The organism is Methylobacterium variabile, assembly GCF_001043975.1.
Classification (GTDB): domain Bacteria; phylum Pseudomonadota; class Alphaproteobacteria; order Rhizobiales; family Beijerinckiaceae; genus Methylobacterium; species Methylobacterium variabile.
Map to the genome: position 1 here is coordinate 1 of NZ_LABY01000261.1, position 20,864 is coordinate 20,864.

The window sequence follows — 20,864 nt, forward strand, 5'->3', positions numbered from 1 at the left end:
ACCATAGCGCGCGCAGAACTCGACCCACCCGACGATCGGCCGCGCCTGGCCGAGTTCCTGCGCGCCGGCGCTCGGCATCGGAAGGGCGGCGAGGGTCTGGGCCGCAGCGGCACCGCACTGGGCCGCCAGCAGCGCCGTCGAGGCCATCGCCGCGCCGACCAGAACCCGCTTCACCCGCTGCCCGAAACCCGTGGTCATCTGCGCCATCCCCTTCGTTACGAAGGAGAATGGCCGTCCACCTGCTCGGCCGCGCTGAAATGGATCCGCGCAATTTTATCGATCGGCCTGCCCGGGCCTCGGGTCCGCGAACAGGCCCAAGACCGCGCTAGACTGGCGCGGCGAATGCCGCCGACCGCGTTAGCGGCGCGAATACCTTAACCGGACGTTCCGGGCTGGATCGGCGCCTGGTAGGACAGCCCCGTGTCCCACGGAAAGTAGATCCAGGTGTCCTGGCTCACCTCGGTCACGAAGGTGTTGATCAGGGGCCGCCCGGCGGGCTTGGCGTAGACGGTGGCGAAGTGGGCGTTCGGCAGCATGGCCCGCACCACCTGCGCGGTCTTGCCGGTGTCGGTGAGGTCGTCGAGCACCAGGACCCCGCGGCCGGTGCCGTCGCCGACGGCGCGGATGCTCGGCGCCACGTCCTTGAGCACCTTGAGGGCGCCCTGCTCCTGGTAGTCGTGGTAGCTCGCCACGCACACGGTCTCGACCAGCCGGATGCCGAGCTCGCGCGCCACGATCGCGGCCGGCACCAGGCCGCGGGTGATGCACACGATGGCCTCGAACGGGCCGGCGCCGGCGAGGCGCCAGGCCAGGGCCCGAGCGTCGCGGTGGAACTGGTCCCAGGAGACCGGGAAGGCCTTGTCGGTCGGGGCAGCCATCGCGTCCTCAGCTCCGCTCGGCCTGAAGCCGCGCCAGCAATGCCTCGATCTCGGAGCGCGCCGCTGCAAGCGCCTCCGGCTCGCGGCCGCGCACCACGATCTGGTTGCGGAAGCCCGCCGGGGTCATCGACGGGTAAGAGCCGATCGACACGCCCGGATGCGCCTTGGCGATGGCCGCCAGCCCTTCCGCGTAGCCGCCCTCCGGCAGGTTGCCGGCCTCGATCGTCTCGGCGTTCACGCGCGCGCCGGTCTTCAGGCGCGGGGCGACGACGTCCAGCATCGCCTGCATGATCGCCGGCACGCCCGCCATCACGATCACGTTCTCGATCATGAAGCCCGGCGCCTTGGAGATCGGGTTCTCGATCAGGTCGGCCCCGAACGGGATGCGCGCCATGCGCAGGCGGGCCTCGTTGAGATCCTCCGGCTTGATCCGCTCGAGCAGCATCGCCTTCGCCCGCGGATCGACGTCGATGCCGACGCCGAGGGCCTGCGCCACGCAGTCGGCCGTGATGTCGTCGTGGGTCGGCCCGATCCCGCCGGTGGTGAACAGGTAGGTGTAGCGGCCGCGCAGGGCGTTGACCGCCGCCACGATCTCCTCGGTCACGTCCGGCACCACCCGCACCTCGCGCAGGTCGATGCCCGAGTTGGTCAGGTACTCGGCGATGTAGCCGATGTTCTTGTCCTTCGTGCGCCCGGACAGGATCTCGTCGCCGATGACCAGGATGGCGGCCGTGACTGGGGCGGGGCTGGCGTCAGGCATCGAGCGTCCTTGTATCGGCACCGCGGCCGGATGGTTGACGATCGCCTTATCGCGGCGCTCGCCGGCGCTCAAGCGTGACACCCCGGCTGCCACCGGTTAAGCGCCGGGAATGCCCATCGAACCCGCCTTCCGCCCGTGCGCTTCCCAGGCCCGCTGACCGAGGGGCGGCTGGTGCGCCGCTACAAGCGGTTCCTGGCCGACGTCGAACTCGCCGACGGCGGCCTCGTCACCGCGCATTGCGCCAATCCGGGGGCGATGCTGGGGCTCGTCGAGCCCGGCCGGCCGGTGCTGCTCTCGGCCTCCACCAACCCGGCCCGCAAGCTCGCCTGGTCGTGGGAGCTGGTCGAGGCGGACCTGCCCGGCGGGGCGCAATGGGTCGGCATCAACACCGCCCGGCCGAACGCCCTCGTCGCCGAGGCCTTCCGCGAGGGACGCCTGGCCCCGCTGTCCGCCGCCACCTCCTGGCGCCCGGAAGTGGCCTACGGCAAGGCGAGCCGGGTCGACTTCCTGGCCGGCGACGCCGCCGGCCCGATCCACGTCGAGGTCAAGAACTGCCACCTGATGCGCCGGCCGGGCCTCGCCGAGTTCCCGGACTGCGTCGCCGCCCGCAGCGCCCGCCACATGGACGAACTCGCCGACGTCGTGCGCCTGGGCGGGCGCGCCCTGGTGATCTGGGTGGTGCAGATGCGGGCCGAGCGCTTCGCGGTGGCCGGCGACCTCGACCCGGGCTTCGCGGCCGCCTTCCGGCGGGCCCGGGCGGCCGGGGTGGCCGCCCACGCCTTCACCTGCCGGGTCGATCGGAGGGAGGTGACGATCGGGGCGGAGATCCCGATCATCGAGTAAAAAGCCCTACCAGCGGCCCGGCCCGGGCTCGTCGTCCCAGTGGCGGTGGTGCGCCCAGGGCCGCGGGCCGCCCCAGCGGGAGCCGTCGCGGTAGCCGGGACCGTCCTCGCAGACCCGCACCCGGCGCACCACCTCGTCGCCGTAAGGATCGATGCGGCGCTTGACGAAGACCCGGCAGGTCTCGGGGGATTGGACGAAGCGCGGCGGGGGAGGCGGCGCCGGGCGCCAGTCGCCCCGGCCCTCGAAGCGGGGCGGCGGCTCGTCGAGGTCGGCGGCCGCGGCGGGCGCCGCAGCGGCGAGGAGGGCGAGGGCACCGAGGATGACGGAGCGCGAGGGACGCGCGGGCATGGCTGGCGACTCTTGGCTGGCAACGCTGGGGCGGTGGTGACCGCCGGCATGTCGCCATCCTCGTCGGCCCGCGTTGAACTGCGGCTGAAGCCGGTGTTGTCGAACCGACAGGTTCGCGGCGGTCCTGCGCCGCGACGCCCGGTCCTACTTCGTCGCCGCCACCACGATCCGCGTGCGGCTGACGAAGGCCCGCGGATCGGCGCCCTGGTGGCCATAGAGGTCGCGCGTCACCGTCACGGTGCGGCTCCCCAGGGCCTTGCGGCACTCCTCCTTGACGAAGGTCTCGCCGAGCGGCGTCTCGTCGCCGGTGGGCTTGCCCTCGGCGCAGGCCCAGCCGTCCTCGCCCCAGTGGCCGCGGGCCTGGAGCCCGAGGAGATGGCCCTTCTTGCGCAGGTAGAGCGGCACCGCATCGTCGGTCTCGATCACCAGCCCGTCGACCCGGGCGTCGTTGCCGACCAGCAGCGTCAGCCGCGCCGGGTGGCCGGCAACCCGGGTGCCGTTGCGGGTGGTGCCGTCGGCGTAGGCGAAGCCGACGGCGTGCCGCCCCGCGGCATCCGCCGGGCACGAGCGCCACTCGCTCCACGCCGCGAGCGGGCGGGCCGGGCCCTCCCGGCAGGCGAGGTCGGTATAGCCCGTGGGCGAGATCTCGGAGACCGGCATCCCGACCCGCAGGTCGCGCAGGTCCGGGACGTCCGGTCCCGCGGCGAGGACGGGGCCGCCGCCGCACAGGAGGAGGGCGAGCAGGGCCGCCCGCTCAATGCGAGGCCGTCGCGCCATCGGGGCCCTCCTTCTTGCGGTAGATGTCGCAGGCCCGCGAGGTCGCGCCGAAGAAGGCGGTGCACTCCTCCAGCGTCGGCTCGCCCTTGCCCTTGAGGCTGGTGACGACGTAGTTCGCCACCGCGTCGATCTCCGTCGGCCGCAGGAAGACGGCGGTCTCCGGCGGCATGCTGGTGCCCATGTCGGCCTTGAGCGAGTCGTAGCACTTCACCGTGTCGTACGCGCCGCGCAGGTGGTAGGGCATGCCGGTGCCGGGCCGGCCGCAGCGCACGACCTCGGCGACCTGCTCCTTGTCGAGCTGGGTCTTGCGCAGCGACAGGGCCTCCCCGCCATAGCCGCCCCCGCCGCCGCCGTGCCACTTGTGGCAGCCGGCGCAGGCCTTCTTGAACCCCGCGAGATCGCCCTCGCCCCCGCCGCGGGCGCCTTGTGCCCAGGCCGCGCTCGCGGCGAGCGCGAGGCCGGCCGCCAGGGCCGGCAGCAACATCTTTCGCATCCTGTCGAACCTCGTCGCCGGCGGGGCGCCCGGGCGCCCCGCCCAAGGGAAACCAGCTCAGAGCGCGAAGACGTAGAGCATCGATCCGGTCTGGATGTTCTTCAGCTCCGGGGTCGAATCGATGAACCACTTGTCCCAGGCGCCGCCGAGGCCGACCAGGATCGCGAGGTACTGCTTGCCGTCGACGGTGAAGGTCATCGGCGGCGCGTTGACGCCGCCGCCGGTGCGGAACTCCCACAGCTTGTCGAGGCTCTTGGCATCGAGCGCCATCACGCCGCCGGAGGGCTCGCCGGTGAAGACGAGGTCGGGCGTCGCCAGCATGCCGCCCAGCAGCGGGAACTGGGTCTCGTGCTTGCCGGCGACCTTGCCGGTCTTCACATCGATCGCCGTCACGCTGCCGGTGATGCGGAACGGGTTGGTCGGCCCGCCGCCGGTGAAGAACTCCCGCGGCTTCAGGCTCGCGGTCGTCATCGTCTCGTGCGTGACGCGGTTGCAGCTCTCGATGACCGGGATGTACCAGTACTGCAGGTCCGGATTGTAGGCCGTCGGCGGCCAGTTCTTGCCGCCCATGTTGCCCGGGCAGAAGTCGGCGTTCTTGTTCTCGGCGCTCGGCGTCGCGGCCGGGTTGTAGCGCTGCACGTCCTTGGTCGGGTCGTACTCGAACGGCTTGCCGGTATCGGGGTTGATGCCCTTGGTCCAGGTCACCTTCTTCACGAACGGCGTCGCCCAGACGAACTGGCCGGTGGTGCGGTCGACGGCGTAGCCGAAGCCGTTGCGGTCGGCCTCGATCGCGAGCTTGCGGCCGCCGACGTCGACGAGCAGGTTCTCCGACACGCTGTCGTAGTCGTAGGGGTCGTTCGGCGTGTGCTGGAAGTGCCACTTGATCTTGCCCGTCGTGGCGTCGAGGGCCAGCGTCGAGTCGGTGTAGAGGTTGTCGCCGGGGCGGTAGGCGTTGTCCCAGTCCGGTCCCGGGTTGCCGACGCCCCACACGATGGTGTCGGTGTCGGGATCGTAGGTGCCGGTGACCCAGGTCGAGCCGCCGCCGCTCACCGCGGCGTTGTTCGGGCCCTTCCAGGTCTCGTAGCCGGGCTCGCCCTTGCCCGGGATGGTGTGGGTGCGCCAGACCTCCTTCTCGGTCTTCAGGTCGGTGGCGGCGATCCAGCCGCGGATGCCGTACTCGGCGCCGCCGACGCCGGAGATCGCCAGGCCCTTCACGATCAGCGGCGCGCCGGTGATGGTCTCGCCCTTGTCGGGATCGGCGATCTGGCGCTGCCAGGCGACTTGGCCGGTCTCCTTGTTGGTGGCGATCAGGCGCCCGTCGAGGGTGTGGCTGACCACGAGGTCGCCCCAGAGTGCGACGCCGCGGTTGTTGACGCCACAGCAGGCGACCGCGCCGGCCCATTCCCGGTCGGTCTTGGGGTCCATCTTCCAGATCAGCTTGCCCTCGCCGCCGCGGGTGTCGATCTTGTAGACCGAGCCCCAGCCGTCGGTGACGTACATCATGCCGTTCTCGACGATCGGCGTGCCCTCGAGCCCGCCGTGGCTCCAGATGCCGCCCCCCTCGATGCCGCCGAGATGCAGCGTCCAGGCGACCTTCAGGTTCTTGACATTGTCCTTGTTGATCTGGGTCAGCGTCGCGTAGCGGTGCCCGGCGAAGTTCTTGTGGTGGTGGATCCAGTTCCCCTCCTCCTTGTCGGCGTTCAGCAGGCGCTCCTGCGTGACACCGTCAGCCGCGCGGGCGAGGGGGGCGGGGAGCGCGCCGGTCGTCAACGCGGCGAGCGAGGTTGCGGCAAGGATGCGCCGCGCCGTGCGGGACGTCGTCATGGTCGTTTCCTCCACAGCCGCCGTCTTGGGTTTGTCGCTCCGGCGCGGGCAGCCTCGCGGGCGGGCGTGAACTGGAGTGCGGGACGCCGGTCTTCCGGCGCCGGCATCGGTCCCAGGAACCGGCGTCCTAGGCACCGGCACGGGTCGTACGGACCGGCACTGGTCTTACGGACCAGCGCGGACCTCCACCGGCACCTCGAGGGAGCCGGCCTTGCGGAAGCTCGCCGCGCAGGTGAACCGCTCGCCGGCGGCGAGCGGCTGGCGGGTCTGGAGGAGCATCACGTGCATGCCCTCCGGCGTCAGCTCGGTCTCGCCCGAGGCCTTGAGGGCGATCGCCTGGACCGGGCGCTTCGAGGGCGGGCCCTCGCCGCCCTTGTCCACCGTGACCCGCTCGCTGAAATTCGCGAACGGGCAGCGGAACCGCAGCAGGGAGTCCGCCTCGGCGGCGCGGTTCAGGATCGTCATACGCAGCGGGATGTCGGCGCCGACCTTCTCGGTGGGAGCGACCGAGGCGTGGAGCACGTCGATGTCGCCGGCCAGGGCCGGGACGCAGCCCAGAGCCAAGGAAAAGGTCACGCTTTTCGCAACAACCCGGCAATAGAGCGAACGGTTATTCAACGGCATGGCGCCGCCGTGGCAGCCTCAAAGCGCGGCATGGATGCGGGCATCCATTCACCTCCCTCGGGATCAGCTTCGCCTTTTCGCGGCGAGTTGCTGACGAGGGTAGCCGGCACCGGTGTCCCGTCAAGATCCGGGAATAAAGTGCTTCTAAAAAACGTCCGCGACGGATGCACTCGGGCCCAGCGCCGGCCCCCCTCCCGCGCGGGCGCCCGCCGCGCTACCTTGAAAGGTTGTCGCCGTCAGCGAGGGAGAGGAACGATGTCCGACACGGATCCGGGGACGGCGCCGACGCGGGGCCGCTTCGACATCGGGGCCATCGCCGCCGCCCTGCCGGAGAGCGCCGCCACGATGCTGGTCGACACCTACCTGACCGACCGGCCGGCGGCGAGCGCCCGGGTCTTTCGCGTCTACCGCCCCACGCCCGCCCACTATCACGCGGGCTGCGACGAGTACCTCTACGTGGTCTCCGGCCGGGGCACGTTCTGGATCGGCGATTCCTCGGACGAAGCGGAGTTCGGTCCCGGGCAGCTCCTGTTCTTCGAGCGCGGCGTCGTCCACGCCCTGCCGCGGCTGATCGAGGAGCCGGTGGTCTTCCTCTCCGTCGACACGCCCCGGCGCGCGCCGACCGACGTGATCTTCGTCGACCCGGAGACGGGCACGGCGGAGAGCTTCATGGCCCGCAACGCGCCCGGGTCCGAGTCCGCTTGACCTCCCGGGCCACTGCCGCGATGCACGGGGCACAAGAACGGGAGGAGACCACATGACGGGTGAGAGCAGGGTGGCCCTGGTCACCGGCGCGGCGCGGGGCATCGGGCTGGCCGCGGCGCAGCTGTTTCTCGAGGAGGGCTGGCGCGTCGCGCTCCTCGACATCGACGGGGAGGCGCAAGAGAAGGCCGTGGCGGCGCTCGACCGGCCCGACGACACCCTGGCCCTCACCGCCGACGTCGCCGATCCGGACGCCGTGGCGAGCGCGGTCGCCGCCGTGGAGTCCCGCTTCGGCCGCCTCGACGCGCTGGTCAACAACGCCGGCACCGCGGTGTTCAAGCCGCTCCTCGACACGACCCACGCCGAGTGGACCCGGGTGCTCGCCGTCAACCTGACCGGCCCGTTCCTGTGCGTGCAGGCGGCCGCCCCCGTGATGGCACGGAGCGGCGGCGGGGCGGTGGTCAACATCACGTCGATCTCGGGCCAGCGCGCCTCGACCCTGCGGGTCGCCTACGGCACCAGCAAGGCGGCGCTCAAGCACCTGACGAAGCAGCAGGCGGTCGAACTCGCCCATCTGGGCATCCGGGTGAACGCGGTGGCGCCGGGCCCGGTCGACACCGCGATGGCCAAGAAGGTCCACAGCCCGGCGATCCGGGCCGACTACCACGACGCGGTGCCGCTCAACCGCTACGGCCTGGAGCGGGAGATCGCCGATGCGATCGTCTATCTGTGCGGCGCGCGGGCGAGCTACGTCACCGGCCAGACACTCGCGGTGGATGGCGGCTTCGACGCTGCCGGCATCGGCCTGCCGACGCTCCGGCGGGACCTCGCCGCCAAGTCCGGCTGACCGCCCGCCTCGGGCGGTGCAGCGCACCGGGCCGGTGTGCTGCACCGCCGAGCTGACGAGGTCAGGCTGCCCGCGCGAGGTCCTTCTTGCCGAAGGGGCAGAGCCGATCGTCGGCCTGGGGGCATTCGATGATCGGCGGCAACCGCTGCGACTCCTTGCCGAGCCGGTCGCGCACGCACGTGAAGAGCTGCCGCAGTCTCTGCACGTGGGGATGCTCCAATCTCAGCCTGATATCCGCAGTGACCATTTCGTTCGAGAGAGTCTCTGTCGATGAATCCGATTGATTCAGGATGATTCGGCCGACCGAAAGCAGCAGGTCCTTGTCGTTGCAGGCGCCGTCGAGTGCGGCTCGCTCCAAATCGAAGATCGTCCTGATACCCAGGTTCCACAATCGTATGAGTGCCCTCGGCCCGACCGAGCAGCAGAGCTGCGCCTGGGCGACCCAGTCCATGATCTGGTAGACGCCGTAGGGCGTCTCGACGAACAGCATGAGCGGATTGGCGGCCGCCAGGTTCTGCACGGCATTGATGTGGAAGTCGGCCAGCTTGTCGCGGATTTCCGTGTCGATCCCGTCGATGACTTCTACCGGGATCGCCGAGAAGCTCTTGTAGACCTCGATATCGTCCTTCTTATAGTATCTCAGGCGACTAGACCAGATCAGATTTCTCGTCGCGAGCTCAGGCATGATGCCGATGACGAACGCCGTCACGATGGCTGCGCCGAACAAGGCCGATGTGGCCGCGGATTGAGTCGATCCCCCCATCGCACCCGTTGCCGTCTCCGGTGCCGCTGCCGTTACGACGTGCATGACACCGTACACGAAGATCACCGCGACGATCATGCCTGTTGCGAGATTGAGGAATGCTCCGACGAACGACAGCGGACTAAGATCGAAGTTGTTGATTGCTCTGTAGAAGGATCTGATCATGAATATGAAGCCCCCGGCATAAGCCGTGATGACGACCCAAAAGTAAATGGGGAGGGGCCTTCCGATTGGGAATGATGCAATGTCATAGCCATAGTCGAGCCCCAAGACTCTTCTGGTAAAAATATTTGCAATCAATGCATTTATAGCGAACATGAAAATGACCAGTGGAATAGAACTTACGATCCAATGGTACAGTGCAAAATCCCCTCTCTCATGATTGTCGTCGTCGGCACGTTTGAAAAAATATTTATATTTCACGAATTCGAACGACGGAACGATATCGTCGCGATTCGGTGCCCCGGGGAGATGAAAGACAGTTTGCAGATCTTTGATGATTTCCTGCCTCTGGCGCTTGACCGACTCGCGAATTGCGATGAACACGAATGGGACAAGCAGGCTGAACAACAGAGACGGTGCTGTGATGATAAGAATGTTCATCTTACCCTCCTATTTGTTCGTTGTCTCATATCGTCTTGCGACGAGGTCGCGTGCGGCCGATGATATCCGATGGTTGAATGCTGTTTTATCAAAAATTTACATAATTATAAAATCTATACACGAGCGAATTCGGGCGATCTTAATCGCATAGAATGATTTTTCTGAGATTTTTTAATTATATCTTTCATGTTGTGAAATAAATAAAGAATGTAAATCATAAACAGATTGGACCAAGAGGCAGATTGTCTCTGGAATTTTGCCCAGTGGTACGTCTAATTTACAATGGAAAACAGGCCGCGATGTATCGAAAGTTGAAATCTATCCATCGAACGAAGTAGACCAGTCCTTCGAGAACCATGCTTTTTGTCAGGGAGGAGATGCCGGGTCGGACGAACGAGGCTCGACGCGGCGGGGCCGGTCACGGCGCCCGCGGCCGCGGATCGTTCTCTCTGAGCATCGTCGGGACGCGCCACACCCGCTGAGTGTTGTAATAACATTACATTGGACGAGCATCGTTCATCGCGAGCCTTGTGGCTCTTGCCAAGCCTCCTCGATCCAAGCCTCCTCGGCGCCGCGAATGCAACGTTATTACATCTAACAATCGAGGGTAGCCATGTCTCGATCGGGAATGTGCGGGGTGTGGTCGGCGCCGAATGCTGGCGCCGTGCTGCTAGGGGCGGCTGTCGCCCTCGCCGGCCCGGCGGCCCGGGCCGAGGACATCGCCCTCGACACGATCGACGTCGCCTCGCCGAGCCCGATCGCCAAGCCGTCCTCCGGCGGGGCAGGGGCTCCGGGCGCCGTCCCGGCCGGCGTGCTTCCCGTCGTCGCCACCACCTTCTCGCCGGTCACGGTGGTGACGCAGGCCGACATCGTGCGCCAGCAGCCCCGCACCCTCGGCGACGCCCTGTTCGACCGGCCCGGCCTCTCCGCCACCACCTACGCGCCCGGTGCCGCGAGCCGCCCGATCATCCGCGGCCTCGATACCAGCCGGGTACGGATCCAGGAGAACGGCATCGGCGTCCACGACGTCTCGGACCTCGGCGAGGACCACGCGGTGCCGATCAACCCGCTGGTCGCCAACCGCATCGAGGTGATCCGCGGTCCCGCCTCCCTGCGTTACGGCAGCCAGGCGATCGGCGGCGTGGTCTCGGCGGAGAACAACCGGATCCCGACCTTCGTGCCGCCGACCGGCCTCGCCGGGCAGGTCACCACCGGCTATTCGGCGGTCGACAACGGCCGCAACGTCGCCGCGACGGTGGATGCCGGCGGCCCGTCGGCCGCATTCCACGCCGACGCGTTCAAGACCGCGGCCGACAGCTACAACACGCCGCTCGGCATCCAGCGCAATTCCGCCAACGAATCCCAGGGCGGCGCGGTGGGAATGTCCTACCTGTTCGACCGCGGCTTCGTCGGCCTGTCCTTCAGCCACTACGACGCGCTCTACCAGATCCCCGGGGGCGAGTCCGCCGAGAGCCGCACCCGCCTCGACCCGACCCAGGACAAGCTCCAGGCCAAGGGCGAGTACCGTCCCGTCGACGGCCCGATCGAGGTGATCCGGTTCTGGCTCGGCGGCTCGACCTACCGTCACAACGAGATCGGCATCGGATCGGACGGGATCGACGGCATCCAGGCCACCTTCAAGAGCCGCGAGGCGGAGGGGCGGCTCGAGATCCAGCACGTGCCGGTGGTGACGAGCCTCGGCACCCTCACGGGCGCGCTCGGGATCCAGGCCGACCGGCGGCTGATCGGCACCGCGGGCGAGGCCGGCGGCCTGCTGGCACCGACCGATTCGCGCAACAACGCGGTCTACCTGTTCGAGGAGCTGCGCCTGGACCAGGGCCTGCGCCTCCAGGCGGCGGGCCGCCTCGAGGGCGCCCGCTCCACCGGCACCGCGACGCTGTTTCCCGGCGATTACGTCCCGGTGGAGGGCGAGGACCCGCTCGCCTACGGCCGCAGGCGGCGCTTCGCCCCGAAGAGCGTGAGCTTCGGCGCGCTCCAGGACCTGTCCAGCGGCTTCGTGGCGAGCCTCACCGGCCAGTATGTCGAGCGCGCGCCGTCCGCCTTCGAGCTGTATTCCCGCGGGCCGCACGACGCGACCGAGACCTTCGAGATCGGCGATCCCAACCTGAAGAAGGAGCGGGCCCGCACCATCGAAGCCAGCATCCGCCGGGCCGAGGGGCCGTTCCGCCTCGACGCCACCGGCTACTACACCCGCTACACCGGCTTCATCTACAAGCGCCTGACCGGTCTGCGCTGCGGCGACGATTTCGGCAGCTGCGGCAGCGACGACGAGCTCGCGCAGGTCGTCTACTCGCAGCAGAACGCGACCTTCTACGGCGCCGAGATCGCCTCGCAGCTCGACCTGGTGGCCATCAGCAACGGCTTTGCCGGCATCGAGGCGCAGTACGACTTCGTGCGCGCGACCTTCGACGACGGTTCCTCAGTGCCCCGCATCCCGCCGCACCGGGTCGGCGGCGGCGTCTTCCTGCGGGCCGACGGCTGGTTCGCGCGGCTGAACCTGCTCCACGCCTTCCCCCACACCGAGATCGCGCCCTACGAGACGGTGACGCCGGGCTACGACAACCTGCGGGCGGAGATCAGCTACACCCAGGCCTTCGACCCGGTGGTCACCGGCTGGAGCGAGGTCACCCTCGGCCTGCAGGGCACGAACCTGCTCAACGACGTGATCCGCAACTCGGCCTCGTTCAAGAAGGACGAGATCGTGCTGCCGGGGCGGAACGTGCGGCTGTTCCTGACGGCACGGTTCTGAGGCGACGGGCGGACGAAGCGTTTGTCCGGGCCCGTGCGGGGTCCGGGCAGGCTGGTCGCGTCCAGCACAGGCGTTCCGCGCTGCGGGTGGCTGCGTCAGGCCGCGCTCACCCCTTCTGCGGCCGCAGGACGCCGTCGCTGGTCTTCGGGTCGGGCGTCGGCGCGGAGGGACGCACGGTCCCGGTCGTGTCGGGGTCGCCGGGCCGGACGCGCTCGGGCAGCGTCTCGTGCGGGTGCGGCATGTTCGGGGTCTGCTCGCGGCTGCGCTGGGGGGTGTCGGTTATCTGCGCCACCACCGGGGCGGCGGCCAGGACGGCGAGCATGAGCAGACGGCTGGTGCCCCTGGTCATCGGGTGCTCCTCCGTTGAGTGTGGCTGTATTCGTGAGGAGAAATCGCCCAGGGGCAAATCCGGTTCCCGGCCGGATCGGCGCCCCGCGAGCATCCCGGTCACCGCGTCGCGAGCATCCCGATCACCGCGTCGCCGATCAAGTGCTTGTGGCGCGCCCGCAGATCCGGGGCGTCGAGGTTGACGGAGAAGATCGCCCCGAAGGTGTGGCGGTTCGAGACCCGGAAGAAGCACAGCGCACTGATCATCATGTGCACGTCGAGGGGATCGACGTCGGCGCGGAAGCAGCCCTCGCGCTGGCCGCGGGCGATGATGTCGGTGATCGTCTCGATCACGCCGAGGTTGAGTCCGCGGATCGTCTCGGAGCCCGAGAGGTGCTCGGCTCGGTGGATGTTCTCGATGGTGACGAGGCGGATGAAGTCCGGGTGGGCGTCGTCGTACTCGAAGGTGAACTCGACGAGCCGCCGGATCGCCTCGGCCGGCGACAGCGCGCCCAGGTCGAGGTCGGCCTCGACCTGGCGGATGTCGGCATAGGCCTTCTCCAGCACCGCGAGGTACAGGCCTTCCTTGCTGCCGAAGTAGTAGTAGATCATCCGCTTCGAGGTGCGGGTGCGCTCCGCGATGGCGTCGACCCGGGCGCCGCTGAGCCCGAAGGCGGAGAATTCCTCCGTCGCGACCGCCAGGATGTCGGCCCGGGTCCGCTCGGGATCCTTGGTGCGGGGAGAGGCGCGGGGCGTGGCGGCGTCCATGATCTAACGAGCGGCACGGAGGGAAGAGCGGTGCTCTACCATCCTGGCCGGAGCGGCGCACCCACCCCGGAGGATCGATGCGCCGCGTTTTCCCGGGCCGCGTCAGGCGAGTTCCTCGCCCAGCACCTCGCGGGCCCACCGGAACGCGCCGTTCGCCGCCGGCACCCCGGCGTAGATCGCGGTCTGGATCAGCAGCGCCTGCAGCTCGGAGGGGGTGACGCCGTTGCGCAGGGCCGGGCGGATGTGGAGCTTGAACTCCTCCTCGCGGCCGAGCGCCACCATCATCGCCAGCGTGACGAAGGACCGGGTCTTCCACGGGATGCGCGGATCGCCCCAGACCTCGCCCCAGGCGGTGCGGGTGATGAAATCCTGCCACGGCCCGGCGAAGTCGCCGGCGGCCTTGAGCGAGCGCTCGACATGGGCGTCGCCCAGCACGCTCTTGCGGTTGGCGAGGCCCGACGCGAACGGCACGGCCCCGGTGGCCGCGTCGACCGTCTCGCGGTGCCGGTCGAGGAAGCCGAGGAGGTGGGCGGCCGCTGCCGCCGGCTGCTCGACGGCCAGCAGGTGGGCGGCCTTCGGCAGCACCACCAGCTCGGCCTGCGGGATGCCGGCGCAGATCTCTTCCGCCATGGCCGGTGGCGTCGCCGGATCGTCGCGCCCGGCGATCACCAGGGTCGGCGCGATGATGCGGTTCAGCACCGGGCGCAGGTCCATGCGGCCGATGGCGTTGCAGCAGACCGCGTAGCCTGCCGCATCGGTGTCGACGAACTGCTCGCGCACCGGCGCCACGGCGTCGGGGGCGGTGTCGGGGAAACCGGGCGTGAACCACCGGCCCATCGTGGCCTCGACGATCGCCGCCGTGCCCTTCGCCCGCACGGTCTCGGCGCGCTCGTTCCACGACGCCTCGCTCGGCATGAACGCGGCGGTGGCCATCAGCGTCAGGCTGATGACCCGGTCGGGGTGGCGGCTCGCCGCCGCCTGGCCGGTCATGCCGCCGAGCGACAGCCCGACCACGTGGGCGCGGGGGATGTCCAGCGCGTCGAGCAGGCCGATCAGGTCCTCGGCCAGGTCCTCGACCTCGGCGCGCTCGTCGCGGACCCGCGAGGCACCGTGGCCGCGGGTGTCGTAGCGCAGCACCCGGTAGCGTCCGCGCAGGTGGGGAACCAGCGGGTCCCACATCGCCAGCGAGGTGCCGAGCGAGTTGGAGAAGACCACCACCGGCGCGCCGCTCGGGCCGGAGAGCTCGTAGTTCAGCGTCGTGCCGTTGGCCTCGATCTGGGGCATGGGAAACCTCGGTCAGGCGGAGTGGAGGAAGGCGGCGAGGCGCGAGACCTCGGCGAGGGCCCGGTCGGCGGTGCGGGCGCCGGCCCGGATGGCCGGGCCGAGATCGAAGGCGGAGGCGAGGTCGGCGCCCGCCGCCTCGGGCCGGGCGCGCAGCACCTCCTCGAGCGAGCCCCGACCGTCGCGCACGGCGCCCGCCGCCTCCTCGACGAGGGCGTGGGCGGCCTTGGCGCCGAGGGTGGGGCTGAGCCGGCTCGCGGCGGCGTCGGCGAAGAGAAGCCCTCGCGTCAGGTCGAGGTTGCGGCGCATCCGGTCGGAGTCGGGAACCAGCCCTTGCGCGAGGCCGCGCGCCTCGCGCAGGGCCCCCGAGGCGAGGCCGAACAGGGTCGGCAGGGCGTGCCACTCGGCGTGCCAGGCGCCGGCCGGGCGCTCATGCGCCGCCGCCATCCCGTCGAGGAGGGTCAGGCTCGTGCCCTTGGCGGCGCCGAAGGCCGAGAGGATCACCGTCGAGGAGACCGGGTTGCGCTTGTGCGGCATCGCCGAGGAGCCGCCGCGGCCCGGCACGTAGGGCTCGGCCACCTCGGCCACCTCGGTGGTGGCGAGGTGCGCGACGTCGGTGGCGAACTTGGCGAGCGCCCCCATCAGCAGGGCGAGCCAAGAGCCGGTCTCGGCGATGCGGGCGCGCCGCGTGTGCCAGGGCGCGAGATCCGGGTGCAGGCCGAGCGCCGCCGCGAAGCCGTCGCCCACCGCCTCCGCCTTCTCGCCGAGGCCGGCCAGCGTGCCGACGGGCCCGCCGAGGGAGGCGGTGAGCACCCGATCGCGTAAAGAGGGCAGCAGGGCCGCCACCTCGGCGATGCCGAGCGCCCAGATCGCCGCCTTGAAGCCGAAGGTGACCGGAGCGGCGTGCTGGCCGTAGGTGCGCCCGACGCACGGCGTCTCGCGGTGCTGGCGGGCTTGTGCCGACAGGCCGTCGAGGATCGCCCGGAGATCGGCCGCGATGAGGTCGAGGGCGTCGCGGACCTGCAGCACCAGGGCGGTGTCGGCGATGTCCTGGGTGGTGGTGGCCTTGTGGAAGGCGGGCTCCAGCTCGGGCGGCAGCGCGCCCTGCACCGCCTTCACGAACGGGATCACCGGCACGCCCGACACCGCCGTGCGCCGGCCGAGGGCGGCGGGATCGAGCGCCGTCGAACTGACCGCCTCGATGGCGGGGCTGAGCCCGGCCGGCACCAGGCCGGCCTCGGCCTGCGCCCGCGCCAGGGCCGCCTCGGCCCGCAGCATCGCCGCCACCCGGGCCTCGTCGGCGAAGACGGCGCGCATCGCGTCCGTGGCGAAGAGGGGCCCGAGCAGGGCTGAGTCGAGGGCCGAGAGCGTCATGGTCAGGCCGCGGGCTTCAGATGGAGGAGGGCGCGCGCCTCGGCCGGGGTCGCGACGCGGCGGTTGTGCCGGGTCACCATCTCGGCGGCGAGCGAGACCAGCTCGGCGTTGCTCGCAGCCAAGCGGTCCTTGGTCACCCGGATGTTGTCCTCGAGCCCGGTGCGGACCGCGTCGGCGCCGCGGGCCAGCGCCCAGCCCATCACCCGGGCCTGCTCGCGGCCGATGCCGGCGGCGGTCCAGGTCGCGCCCGGGATCACCCGGCGGGTCTCGGCGAGCAGGATGTCGAGGAGGTGCTCGTCGGCCGGCATCGCGTTCTTCACGCCCATCACGAACTGGACGTGCGGATGGGCATCCATCAGCCCCTCCTCGATCAGCCGCTTGGCGCCGTGGATGTGCGAGAGGTCGAAGATCTCGATCTCCGGCCGGATGCCGTGCTCGCGCATCGAGCGGGCGAGGTCGTTCACCAGCGTCGCGTGGTTCTCGTACACGATGGTCGGGAAGTTCACCGACCCGGTCGAGAGGGAGGCCATGTCGGGCCGGTGCACCAGGGACAGGCCGCGCGCGCTCGGGTCGCGGCCCCGGCCGCCGGTGGAGAATTGCACGATCATGCCGGGGCAGTGCTTGCGCACGCCCTCCTGCACCGCCGCGAACTTGTCCGGGTCGGAGGACGGCGATTCGTCGTCGTTGCGGACGTGGATGTGGACGAGCGTGGCGCCGGCCTCGAAGGCCTGCTGCGTCGACTCGATCTGCTCGGCGACGGTGGTGGGCACCGCCGGGTTGTCCTTCTTGCGCGGCACCGAGCCGGTGATCGCGACAGCGATGACGACGGGGTTCATGGCGTTCTCCTGGTTCCTTTTGGAGCATCTCTCGACGAGGCGGAGACCGGCTCGTCGCAGACGATGCGGCACGATCAAAAACCTGGAGCAGGCCCGATCGCAGCGCGCCGGGTCTGCTCCGCGGGCCGGTCAGACGTCGAAGAAGACGGTCTCGTTCGGACCCTGGAGGTAGATGTCGAAGACGTAGATGATCTGGCCGTCGCGCTCCTCGCGCTTCGCCAGCAGGCTGTCGCGCTGCTGACCGCGCTCGACGAGGTTCAGCACCGGGTCGTCGGCATTGGCCTCGGCCTCGTCCGCGAAGTAGAGCCGGGTCTGAAGGCCGATATTGATGCCGCGGGCGGCGATCCAGAGGTTGATGTGCGGCGCCATCGGGCGGTGGCCCTTGCGGCCCTCGACCGGGCCGGGCTTGATCGTCTCGAAGTGCCAGACGCCGGTCTCGAAGTTCGAGCCGGTGCGGCCCCAGCCCCGGAAGCTCTCGTCGAGGGGCTTGCCCTCCTGGCGGTCGGCCGGGTGGTTGTAGCGGCCGGCGGCGTTGGCCTGCCAGATCTCGACCAGCACGTCGCGCACCGGGACGCCGGCGCCGTCGAAGACCCGGCCCTCGATGCGGATGCGCTCGCCCTTGGTGTCCGGCTGGCTGAGCACGTTGGTGAAGTTGGTCTCGAAGATGTCGAAGCCCGCCTGGTGCGGGATCAGCCCGATATGCACGTAGGGCCCCGCGGTCTGCGAGGGCGTCTCCTGCAGGCGGGTGGGAAGCGGCTGGACCATGGCTCAGTTCCCCTGGAGCTTGTTCTCGAACATCGTCTGCTGGCGCCCGCGCAGCACGATGTCGAACTTGTAGGCGAGCATGTCGAGGGGCACCGCGGCGCCGAGGTCGAGGGGGGCGATCAGCCGCTCGGCGGCCGAGCGGTCCGGGATGCCGAGCACCATCGGGTCGCGCCAGATCAGCGGGTCGCCCTCGAAGTACATCTGGGTGATGAGGCGCTGGGAGAAGCCGGTGCCGAACACCGAGAAGTGAATGTGCGCCGGGCGCCAGGAATTGAGGAAGTTGCGCCAGGGATAAGGGCCCGGCTTGATGGTGCGGAAGTAGTAGAAGCCGTTCTCGTCGGTGATCGTCCGGCCGCAGCCGCCGAAATTCGGGTCGATCGGCGCGAGGTAGCGGTCGTTGCGGTGGCGATAGCGCCCGCCCGCATTGGCCTGCCAGAACTCGACCAGGGTGTTGGGGACGCCGCGGCCGTTCTCGTCGCGGACGTGGCCGTGGACGAAGATCCGCTCGCCGATCGGCTCGCCCTCGCGGGCGTAGTTGAGGATCAGGTCGTTATCGAGCGGGCCGAGCTCCGAATGGCCGAAGGTCGGGCCGGTCACCTCCGACAGGGAGGATTGCAGCGAGAGCATCGCCCGGCGCGGCGAGCGCAGCACGCTGGTCTTGTAGTCCGGCGTGAAGGCCGGCGGGTGGATGGACCGGTCGCGCTGAAGAAATTCCCTGTCGGTGGTCGTCATCATCTCCTCCTGTCATGTCCGTCGCAGGTTTGACGAAGTCGCGCGCGGATGGCGGTCGCGTCGGGTTGTCAGTGGCTCGAGGCCTCGCTCTTCGCCGCCGCCGCAGCGGTAGCACCTTCCGGGTGGGCGAGCCATTTGATCAGGAGAGCCGCCGCAGAGATCAGGCCCGCTGCGGCCACGATCGTGAAGATCTCGGAAAAGCTCAGCTCGCGGCGGGACAGCTCGCCGACCAGGAACGAGCCGGCGATGCCGCCGAAGCGGCCGAGGCCGAGCATCCAGGCGACGCCGGTGGCCCGGCCGCTCGTGGGATAGAAGGCGGCGGCGAGTGCCGGCAGCGAGGACTGGGCCGTGTTCATCAGCGTGCCGGCGACCAGCACCACGACCGGCAGCACCGCGACCGCGCCGGTGGTGCGGCCGATGGCGTAGACCGCCGCCGCCGTCAGGGCGAAGCAGACCGCGATGACGAGGTTGCCGTTGAGCCGGTCCATCAGCCAGCCGGAGAGGATCGCACCGAGGCCGCCGAGGGGAAACAGAGCGGTGATGAGCGCCGCCGTTCCGGGCGTGAGGCCGGCGTCCCGGAACAGGATCGGCATCCAGTTGATCAGGGCATAGAAGATCACCAGGCCCATGAAGTAGGCGAGCCACAGCATCGCCGAGCCGACGAGGTAGGTGCGCGACAGAACCACGCCGATGCTGCCCGACCTGGCCTCCGGAGCCGGGGCGCTCTCCCGCAGGGTGAATTGGGTCGCCGAGGCGGCCGAGGCCGAGATCCGGCCGAGCACGGCGCGAATGCGCTCCACCGCGACGCCCTTGGCCACCATGTGGCGGACCGATTCCGGCAGCAGCCAGGCCAGCAGCACGACGAGCGCCAGCGGCACGACCCCGCCGAGCACCAGCACGCTGCGCCAGCCGAGATGCGGCACCATCCAGGCGGCCAGGAAGCCGCCGAACGCCGCCCCGAGGGGAAAGCCGCAGAACATGGCGTTGGTGAGCGTCGCGTGGCGGCCGTCCGGGCAGTACTCGCTCATCAGGGTGACGGCGTTCGGCATCGCGGCGCCGAGGCCGAGCCCGGTGGCGAAGCGCCAGGCGACGAGCTGCGTGAGGTCGCCCGAGAGGGCGGAGGCCAGGCAGGCGGCGCCGAAGGCCAGCACCGAGACGACCAGCACGGCCTTGCGCCCGAAGCGGTCAGCGAGGGGACCGGCGGACAGCGCGCCGAAGGCGAGGCCGAACAGGGCCGCGCTCAGCACCGGCGCCAGGGCCGGGCGCGCGATCCCCCACTCGGTGATCAGCGAGGGCGCGATGTAGCCGATCGCCGCCGTGTCGAACCCGTCCAGCAGGACGATGAAGAAGCAGAGCCCGAAGATCGTCCACTGGAACGCCGAGAACGGATGTTCATTGATGAAGGCTTGAACATCGACGTTGTTGCCTCGTGACACCTTGTTTCCTCCTGGATGTGATCTCGATTCGCGATTGATCCGGCCTTCTGCGGGCCGCTCGCGTGCGTCTCGGCGAAAGGGGCTATTCCCGCCGGACCGGCTCCGGGTGTCTCCGGGCGCTGCCGCCCAGCGCTCCGAGATATTCGGAGAAGGCGCCGACCGAGGACAGGTCGGCGGCGGCCGACAGGAGTTCCGGGGCGATCGCGTCGCGCTGCGCCTCGGTGAGGCGCAGGCTCGGGCCGGCGACGCTGAGGTTGCCCACCGCCCGTCCGGTCTGCGGATGCACGATGTTGGCCGCCATGGCGGCGGCGCCCGGGGTGTTGGTGTCCTGCACCCAGGCGTAGCCCCGGGCCCGCGCCTCGGCCACCAGGACCATCAGCGCGGCGACGGTGCGCGGCGCGTTGGGGCCGCACTCCTCGGGCGCGCCGAGGCCCTGGCGCATCACCAGTTCGAGGGCCTCCTCGTCCGAGAGGCTGGCGAGCCAGGCGATGCCGGTTGAGGTCGTGGAGAGCCGCGCCTCCGTGCCCATGTCGCCGTCGAAGCGCAGGCCGGTGCGCGCCCCCTGCGCCTTCGCCACCCAGACGAGGCGCGGGTAATCGACGACCGCGAGGCGCGCCAGCTCGCCGCTGAGATCGGCGAGACGGTTGAGCACCGACTGGGCGATGTCGACCACGCCGGTGCGCGAGAGGTGCTTGAGGCCTAGCGTCGCGAACTTGGTGGTGAGCAGGTAGCGGCCGGTCTCGACGTCCTGGACGGCGTAGTGGTGCTCGACCAGTTCGGCCAGCAATCGGTGGGCACCGCTCTTGGGGATGGCGAGCGTGTCAGCGATACTCTGGAGGGGTAATCCTCGCGGGTAGTTCGCGAGCAACTCCACCAGGTCCAGGATGCGTCGCAGCAGGGAGCCTGCCATCTCTTGTGCTCAAATATGGAACGCAGTTCTGGATTTGAACGAAGTTCCAATTTATGTCAAGGCGAGGTTGCGGGGCCGGCAACCCGGGGGAGGGCGGGAATGCGCGGAACGGGCCAGCGGGAGACCCTGATCGGCATCGCGCTGATGGTCGGCGCGGTGGCAGGCTTCGCCGGCATCGACGCCTCGGCGAAGTTCCTCACCGG

Annotated in this window: 21 protein-coding genes and 1 pseudogene; 4 read left to right on the forward strand and 18 right to left on the reverse strand. The window is 69.7% G+C overall.

The genetic code is table 11. From position 1 onward, the window contains the following. From VQ02_RS30045 to VQ02_RS30055, 3 genes and pseudogenes are all read right to left on the reverse strand, one after another. Positions 1-198, reverse strand: a pseudogene (locus VQ02_RS30045) (transglutaminase-like cysteine peptidase); the annotation flags it as partial. Between the two features lie 176 nt (positions 199-374). Further along, the gene (gene gpt, locus VQ02_RS30050; RefSeq protein ID WP_048447923.1) at positions 375-878 is read right to left on the reverse strand and encodes a xanthine phosphoribosyltransferase; all 504 of its coding nucleotides are present in this window, start codon (positions 876-878) and stop codon (positions 375-377) included. Between the two features lie 7 nt (positions 879-885). Next, positions 886-1,638 (reverse strand): competence/damage-inducible protein A, encoded by a 753-nt coding sequence (locus tag VQ02_RS30055; protein WP_048447924.1) that lies wholly within the window; start codon positions 1,636-1,638, stop codon positions 886-888. Between the two features lie 135 nt (positions 1,639-1,773). On the opposite strand from VQ02_RS30055, the gene sfsA reads away from it, so the two are divergent. Continuing rightward, complete coding sequence (gene sfsA / locus VQ02_RS30060; protein ID WP_048447925.1) at positions 1,774-2,481, forward strand: DNA/RNA nuclease SfsA; 708 nt, start codon at positions 1,774-1,776, stop codon at positions 2,479-2,481. A 6-nt stretch (positions 2,482-2,487) separates the two neighbouring features. Here the strand turns inward: sfsA and VQ02_RS30065 are convergent, their stop codons facing one another. From VQ02_RS30065 to VQ02_RS30085, 5 genes are all read right to left on the reverse strand, one after another. Continuing rightward, positions 2,488-2,829 carry a hypothetical protein gene (locus tag VQ02_RS30065; RefSeq protein ID WP_053080611.1) on the reverse strand — a complete coding sequence of 114 codons (342 nt, stop codon included), beginning with the start codon at positions 2,827-2,829 and terminating at the stop codon, positions 2,488-2,490. A 144-nt stretch (positions 2,830-2,973) separates the two neighbouring features. Then, positions 2,974-3,606 (reverse strand): hypothetical protein, encoded by a 633-nt coding sequence (locus VQ02_RS30070; protein ID WP_053080612.1) that lies wholly within the window; start codon positions 3,604-3,606, stop codon positions 2,974-2,976. Beyond that, the gene (locus VQ02_RS30075; RefSeq protein WP_342447866.1) at positions 3,584-4,099 is read right to left on the reverse strand and encodes a cytochrome c; all 516 of its coding nucleotides are present in this window, start codon (positions 4,097-4,099) and stop codon (positions 3,584-3,586) included. Before VQ02_RS30075 ends, VQ02_RS30070 begins: the two co-directional genes overlap by 23 nt. A gap of 57 nt (positions 4,100-4,156) precedes the next feature. Beyond that, positions 4,157-5,923, reverse strand: a complete 1,767-nt coding sequence (locus VQ02_RS30080) for a PQQ-dependent dehydrogenase, methanol/ethanol family (protein ID WP_053080613.1) — start codon at positions 5,921-5,923, stop codon at positions 4,157-4,159. Positions 5,924-6,088: 165 nt separating this feature from the next. Further along, on the reverse strand, positions 6,089-6,499 hold the full coding sequence (locus tag VQ02_RS30085) for a copper chaperone PCu(A)C (protein WP_167350809.1): 411 nt from the start codon (positions 6,497-6,499) through the stop codon (positions 6,089-6,091). A 303-nt stretch (positions 6,500-6,802) separates the two neighbouring features. Here VQ02_RS30085 and VQ02_RS30090 point away from each other — a divergent pair, with 303 nt between their 5' ends. Together VQ02_RS30090 and VQ02_RS30095 are read left to right on the forward strand one after the other, a co-directional pair. Further along, the gene (locus tag VQ02_RS30090; protein ID WP_048447927.1) at positions 6,803-7,252 is read left to right on the forward strand and encodes a cupin domain-containing protein; all 450 of its coding nucleotides are present in this window, start codon (positions 6,803-6,805) and stop codon (positions 7,250-7,252) included. A gap of 52 nt (positions 7,253-7,304) precedes the next feature. Further along, complete coding sequence (locus VQ02_RS30095; protein ID WP_048447928.1) at positions 7,305-8,096, forward strand: SDR family NAD(P)-dependent oxidoreductase; 792 nt, start codon at positions 7,305-7,307, stop codon at positions 8,094-8,096. A 61-nt stretch (positions 8,097-8,157) separates the two neighbouring features. Here the strand turns inward: VQ02_RS30095 and VQ02_RS30100 are convergent, their stop codons facing one another. Continuing rightward, a complete protein-coding gene (locus VQ02_RS30100) occupies positions 8,158-9,462 on the reverse strand; it encodes a hypothetical protein (protein ID WP_048447929.1) in 1,305 nt (434 codons plus the stop codon). Positions 9,463-10,090: 628 nt separating this feature from the next. Between VQ02_RS30100 and VQ02_RS30105 the strand changes: the two genes are divergently transcribed. Then, positions 10,091-12,232 (forward strand): TonB-dependent receptor, encoded by a 2,142-nt coding sequence (locus VQ02_RS30105; RefSeq protein WP_048447930.1) that lies wholly within the window; start codon positions 10,091-10,093, stop codon positions 12,230-12,232. 106 nt (positions 12,233-12,338) lie between these two features. Here VQ02_RS30105 and VQ02_RS30110 read toward each other — a convergent pair whose 3' ends face one another. From VQ02_RS30110 to VQ02_RS30150, 9 genes are all read right to left on the reverse strand, one after another. Continuing rightward, the gene (locus VQ02_RS30110; RefSeq protein ID WP_048447931.1) at positions 12,339-12,581 is read right to left on the reverse strand and encodes a hypothetical protein; all 243 of its coding nucleotides are present in this window, start codon (positions 12,579-12,581) and stop codon (positions 12,339-12,341) included. A 98-nt stretch (positions 12,582-12,679) separates the two neighbouring features. Further along, positions 12,680-13,327 (reverse strand): TetR/AcrR family transcriptional regulator, encoded by a 648-nt coding sequence (locus VQ02_RS30115; protein WP_048447932.1) that lies wholly within the window; start codon positions 13,325-13,327, stop codon positions 12,680-12,682. 102 nt (positions 13,328-13,429) lie between these two features. Then, positions 13,430-14,611 (reverse strand): bifunctional 3-oxoadipate enol-lactonase/4-carboxymuconolactone decarboxylase PcaDC, encoded by a 1,182-nt coding sequence (gene pcaDC / locus VQ02_RS30120; protein WP_048447933.1) that lies wholly within the window; start codon positions 14,609-14,611, stop codon positions 13,430-13,432. A 12-nt stretch (positions 14,612-14,623) separates the two neighbouring features. Next, a complete protein-coding gene (locus VQ02_RS30125) occupies positions 14,624-15,982 on the reverse strand; it encodes a class-II fumarase/aspartase family protein (protein ID WP_048447934.1) in 1,359 nt (452 codons plus the stop codon). 2 nt (positions 15,983-15,984) lie between these two features. Beyond that, on the reverse strand, positions 15,985-16,818 hold the full coding sequence (locus tag VQ02_RS30130; protein WP_048447935.1) for a 3-oxoadipate:acetyl-CoA acetyltransferase: 834 nt from the start codon (positions 16,816-16,818) through the stop codon (positions 15,985-15,987). A 129-nt stretch (positions 16,819-16,947) separates the two neighbouring features. Then, complete coding sequence (gene pcaG, locus VQ02_RS30135; protein WP_048447936.1) at positions 16,948-17,583, reverse strand: protocatechuate 3,4-dioxygenase subunit alpha; 636 nt, start codon at positions 17,581-17,583, stop codon at positions 16,948-16,950. Positions 17,584-17,586: 3 nt separating this feature from the next. Then, positions 17,587-18,315, reverse strand: a complete 729-nt coding sequence (gene pcaH, locus VQ02_RS30140; RefSeq protein WP_048447937.1) for a protocatechuate 3,4-dioxygenase subunit beta — start codon at positions 18,313-18,315, stop codon at positions 17,587-17,589. 68 nt (positions 18,316-18,383) lie between these two features. Next, positions 18,384-19,751: an MFS transporter gene (locus VQ02_RS30145; RefSeq protein WP_048447938.1), complete on the reverse strand. Its 1,368-nt coding sequence runs from the start codon at positions 19,749-19,751 to the stop codon at positions 18,384-18,386. 82 nt (positions 19,752-19,833) lie between these two features. Continuing rightward, on the reverse strand, positions 19,834-20,661 hold the full coding sequence (locus VQ02_RS30150) for an IclR family transcriptional regulator (RefSeq protein ID WP_048447939.1): 828 nt from the start codon (positions 20,659-20,661) through the stop codon (positions 19,834-19,836). Positions 20,662-20,864 lie beyond the last annotated feature (203 nt).

Coding starts and splice junctions, on each gene's coding strand:
- gpt (WP_048447923.1), bottom strand. CDS start 878: ATGGCTGCCCCGACCGACAAGGCCTTCCCGGTCTCCTGGGACCAGTTC.
- VQ02_RS30055 (WP_048447924.1), bottom strand. CDS start 1,638: ATGCCTGACGCCAGCCCCGCCCCAGTCACGGCCGCCATCCTGGTCATC.
- VQ02_RS30065 (WP_053080611.1), bottom strand. CDS start 2,829: ATGCCCGCGCGTCCCTCGCGCTCCGTCATCCTCGGTGCCCTCGCCCTC.
- VQ02_RS30070 (WP_053080612.1), bottom strand. CDS start 3,606: ATGGCGCGACGGCCTCGCATTGAGCGGGCGGCCCTGCTCGCCCTCCTC.
- VQ02_RS30075 (WP_342447866.1), bottom strand. CDS start 4,099: ATGCGAAAGATGTTGCTGCCGGCCCTGGCGGCCGGCCTCGCGCTCGCC.
- VQ02_RS30080 (WP_053080613.1), bottom strand. CDS start 5,923: ATGACGACGTCCCGCACGGCGCGGCGCATCCTTGCCGCAACCTCGCTC.
- VQ02_RS30090 (WP_048447927.1), top strand. CDS start 6,803: ATGTCCGACACGGATCCGGGGACGGCGCCGACGCGGGGCCGCTTCGAC.
- VQ02_RS30095 (WP_048447928.1), top strand. CDS start 7,305: ATGACGGGTGAGAGCAGGGTGGCCCTGGTCACCGGCGCGGCGCGGGGC.
- VQ02_RS30100 (WP_048447929.1), bottom strand. CDS start 9,462: ATGAACATTCTTATCATCACAGCACCGTCTCTGTTGTTCAGCCTGCTT.
- VQ02_RS30105 (WP_048447930.1), top strand. CDS start 10,091: ATGTGCGGGGTGTGGTCGGCGCCGAATGCTGGCGCCGTGCTGCTAGGG.
- VQ02_RS30110 (WP_048447931.1), bottom strand. CDS start 12,581: ATGACCAGGGGCACCAGCCGTCTGCTCATGCTCGCCGTCCTGGCCGCC.
- VQ02_RS30115 (WP_048447932.1), bottom strand. CDS start 13,327: ATGGACGCCGCCACGCCCCGCGCCTCTCCCCGCACCAAGGATCCCGAG.
- pcaDC (WP_048447933.1), bottom strand. CDS start 14,611: ATGCCCCAGATCGAGGCCAACGGCACGACGCTGAACTACGAGCTCTCC.
- VQ02_RS30125 (WP_048447934.1), bottom strand. CDS start 15,982: ATGACGCTCTCGGCCCTCGACTCAGCCCTGCTCGGGCCCCTCTTCGCC.
- VQ02_RS30130 (WP_048447935.1), bottom strand. CDS start 16,818: ATGAACCCCGTCGTCATCGCTGTCGCGATCACCGGCTCGGTGCCGCGC.
- pcaG (WP_048447936.1), bottom strand. CDS start 17,583: ATGGTCCAGCCGCTTCCCACCCGCCTGCAGGAGACGCCCTCGCAGACC.
- pcaH (WP_048447937.1), bottom strand. CDS start 18,315: ATGACGACCACCGACAGGGAATTTCTTCAGCGCGACCGGTCCATCCAC.
- VQ02_RS30150 (WP_048447939.1), bottom strand. CDS start 20,661: ATGGCAGGCTCCCTGCTGCGACGCATCCTGGACCTGGTGGAGTTGCTC.